The 3,031-nt window shown below is 70.6% G+C and carries 6 protein-coding genes; 1 reads left to right on the top strand and 5 read right to left on the bottom strand.

What is annotated here, in order from left to right; genetic code table 11:
• On the bottom strand, nucleotides 1-113 hold a 113-nt coding region (locus tag KN815_RS48160), incomplete at its 3' end, for a biotin carboxylase N-terminal domain-containing protein (RefSeq protein ID WP_161198291.1).
• Between the two features lie 387 nt (nucleotides 114-500).
• Between KN815_RS48160 and KN815_RS48155 the strand changes: the two genes are divergently transcribed.
• Nucleotides 501-911 carry a hypothetical protein gene (locus KN815_RS48155; RefSeq protein WP_253209717.1) on the top strand — a complete coding sequence of 137 codons (411 nt, stop codon included), beginning with the start codon at nucleotides 501-503 and terminating at the stop codon, nucleotides 909-911.
• A gap of 320 nt (nucleotides 912-1,231) precedes the next feature.
• Here the strand turns inward: KN815_RS48155 and KN815_RS48150 are convergent, their stop codons facing one another.
• The 4 genes from KN815_RS48150 to KN815_RS48140 form a co-directional block, all read right to left on the bottom strand.
• Entirely contained in the window at nucleotides 1,232-1,834 is a 603-nt protein-coding gene (locus KN815_RS48150) for a Maf family protein (RefSeq protein WP_216348074.1), read from the bottom strand.
• A gap of 70 nt (nucleotides 1,835-1,904) precedes the next feature.
• Nucleotides 1,905-2,036, bottom strand: a complete 132-nt coding sequence (gene mmpB, locus KN815_RS51785; protein WP_014061294.1) for a morphogenic membrane protein MmpB — start codon at nucleotides 2,034-2,036, stop codon at nucleotides 1,905-1,907.
• 117 nt (nucleotides 2,037-2,153) lie between these two features.
• Complete coding sequence (locus tag KN815_RS48145) at nucleotides 2,154-2,360, bottom strand: acyl-CoA carboxylase subunit epsilon (RefSeq protein ID WP_216348073.1); 207 nt, start codon at nucleotides 2,358-2,360, stop codon at nucleotides 2,154-2,156.
• Nucleotides 2,361-2,385: 25 nt separating this feature from the next.
• Nucleotides 2,386-3,031 (bottom strand): acyl-CoA carboxylase subunit beta (locus KN815_RS48140; RefSeq protein ID WP_301184719.1); only part of this gene is annotated, 646 nt, incomplete at its 5' end.

The following is a 3,031-nucleotide window of genomic DNA, read 5'->3' as shown; positions in this document are numbered from 1 at the left end:
GCGTCCCGGTCCGGATCGGCATAGACGGCTACGCTCGCGATCCCGGCATCCCGGCAGGCACGGGCAACACGGACAGCGATCTCGCCACGGTTGGCGATGAGCACCTTGCGCACGATGGCTCCCTCCTTGAAACAAGCCGAGTTTAGGTACAGGCGACACCTCGCGCCGAGAAGATCCCGGGCGTGAGCTTGACCACACGGAGCGTGAACCTCGCGTTGGGCGAGCGACCAGATCCCCCGTCGCTCCACCGTACGCCCGGTTTTCAGGACTGGTGCACGGTCCACGGTGTGGGCAAGGTCTCTGGCTCGCCGTGCTGCGGCGCTTCGCGTTTCTTTGTGGAAACCCTACGAATGCCGGGCGGAAACTTTGCCATGGAGTTCTGCTCGTCCACACCTCTTGTGGCAGCGCTTACCCGTTAGTAGCGTGCTTCGGCACCGACGGAGTGGAGGGGGAACACGGTGGCGCGCAGACCAGTGGCCGCGATAGCGGCTGTGACGCTCATGTTCGAAGCGGTCGGCATAGCGCTGCTGAACTGGATCCTCGGCCTGGTCGTGGACCGTCAGCAGATGTCCATGGGCGGCCTCGACACCGACGCGATGTCCATCGGCACCTGGGTCGGGGGCGGCCTCTTCGGCCTCTATCTGCTGGTCTGCGGGGTGGTGCTGCTGCGCACCGCCGTACGCGACCGCGCCCCCGGCCGCCTCGCCCGCATCCTGCTCGTCACCTGTGCGGTGGTGCACGGGCTGGTGGGCGCGTTCGCGGTCGGCCTGGTGGGCTGGCCGGCGTTCGCGTTCTTGATGGTGGTGCTGGGGCTGATCGTGCTGAGCCTGCTGGGGTACGAGGCGGAGCGGCCCGCAGAGCCCTCCGCGGAGGGCGCGGGCGGCGGCCAGGACGCCCCCAGCCCGGCCTGATTCAGGGGAATTCCCTAGCCGGGCCGGGCCTGATTCGGGGGAAATCCCTAGCCCCCGGCCCGATCTGACTCAGGGGAACGTCTAGCGCCTCTCCGGCTCCCGATTCAAGGGAACCCCTAGTCGCCCCCGAGGCCGGGAGATCCCCTGGCCAAGCGGCCTCGATGAAGTCCGGTGCGGTTCGGGTGCGCCCCGAAGGGGCGCGGGGCCGTGTCGATATGCGGCTCCGCCGCGGCTGTGTCGATATGCGGCTCCGCCGCGTGGCCAGCCACGACGCAGCCGCGGATGAACGACCGCACCTCGCGGCGCTTCCCGCGGAGCGCTTAGTCCCAGAGAGCCGTGATCCGCACGCCCAACTCGGCCAGCAGACGGCGGAACAGCGGCAGGGAGAGCCCGATCACGGTTCCGGCGTCGCCCTCGATGCCGTCGATGAACGGCGCCGAGCGGCCGTCGAGCGTGAACGCCCCCGCCACATGCAGCGGTTCGCCGCTGGCGATGTACGCCGCGACCTCCTCGTCCGTCGGCTCGCCGAAGTGGACGGTGGTGGACGCGGTGGCCGAGGTGCGTCGGCCGCTCGCCGTGTCGATCACGCAGTGCCCGGTGCGCAGCACCCCGGCCCGGCCGCGCATCGACTTCCAGCGGGCGGTGGCCTCCTCGGCGTCCGCCGGTTTGCCGAGCGCCTGGCCGTCGAGCTCCAGCACCGAGTCGCAGCCGATGACGAGCGAACCGGCCGCCTCCGGAAGCCCGGCCACGGCGGTGGCCTTCGCCTCGGCCAGTACCCGGGCCAGCTCGGCGGGGGTCGCCGCGGTCAGCGCGTCCTCGTCCACCCCGCTGACGATCACCTTCGGCGCCATTCCGGCCTGTCGCAGCAGCCCGAGCCGGGCGGGCGAGGCGGACGCGAGGATGAGGGTGCGCTGAGCGGTCATGCGCACCAGGGTAAGCCGCCCCCGGGACGGCCCGGCCGGGGGTCGGATCAGGGCCGTATTCAGGAACCATTTACGGCCACATGCTGAGGAGGCACATCGCGAGCAGCACGGAGACGGTCAGGACCGTGCGGGCGCGGCGGAGCATGGCCTCGGCGCGCCGCAGCTCCTCTGGCGGCTCATCGGGCGGCTCGGACCACAGCATGGGACCGATCCTGAGGCCGCGGACGGCGGGGCGCCTGAGTACGCGTACTCAGGCGCCCCGGCGCGAAGGTGCCATTCCGGCCTTACCGCGTGCCACTCCGGTCTTGCCGCGCGGCTCTCAGGCGGGCCAGTAGGTGGTTCGCCACGCCTTGGGGCCGGGGTGGGGCACCCGGCGGCCGGGGACGGTGCGGGCCGGGTCGGACCACTCCTCCGGATCGTCCTCGCTCTGCGCAGCGGCCGTGACGGCCGCCGCGCGTGCTTGCACCACCGCCAGTGCGGCGGCCAACTCCTCGGGGGTCGGGTTGCCCCGGACAATTCGGATCATGGATTTAGCCCTTCGCTCGAGGGGGCTAGAGGGGGATGTTGCCGTGCTTCTTCGGGGGCAGCGACTCTCGCTTGTTCCGCAGGGTCCTCAGTCCGCGGACGATGTGGCGGCGGGTCTCGGACGGCATGATCACAGCATCCACATACCCCCGCTCGGCCGCGATATACGGATTCAGCAGGGTGTCCTCGTAGTCCGCGATCAGCTCGGTGCGGGTCGTCTCCGGGTCGTCGGAGGCGGCGATGGTGCGCCGGTGGAGGATGTTGACCGCGCCCTGGGCGCCCATGACCGCGATCTGGGCGGTCGGCCAGGCCAGGTTGAGGTCCGCGCCCAGATGCTTGGAGCCCATCACGTCGTACGCGCCGCCGAACGCCTTGCGGGTGATGACCGTGATCAGCGGGACGGTGGCCTCCGCGTAGGCGAAGATCAGCTTGGCGCCGCGCCGGATGATGCCGTTGTACTCCTGGTCGGTGCCGGGCAGGAAGCCGGGCACGTCCACGAAGGTCAGCACGGGCACGTTGAACGCGTCGCAGGTGCGCACGAAGCGCGCGGCCTTCTCGGAGGCGTCGATGTCCAGACAGCCGGCGAGCTGCATCGGCTGGTTGGCCACGATGCCCACCGGATGGCCCTCGACCCGGCCGAAGCCGGTGATGATGTTGGGCGCGAAGAGCGCC

Origin of the sequence: Streptomyces niphimycinicus (assembly GCF_018883605.1) — a bacterium.
GTDB lineage: Bacteria > Actinomycetota > Actinomycetes > Streptomycetales > Streptomycetaceae > Streptomyces > Streptomyces niphimycinicus.
Note: the sequence above shows the minus strand (reverse complement) of the source record. Positions and strands in the feature narration are given on the sequence as shown.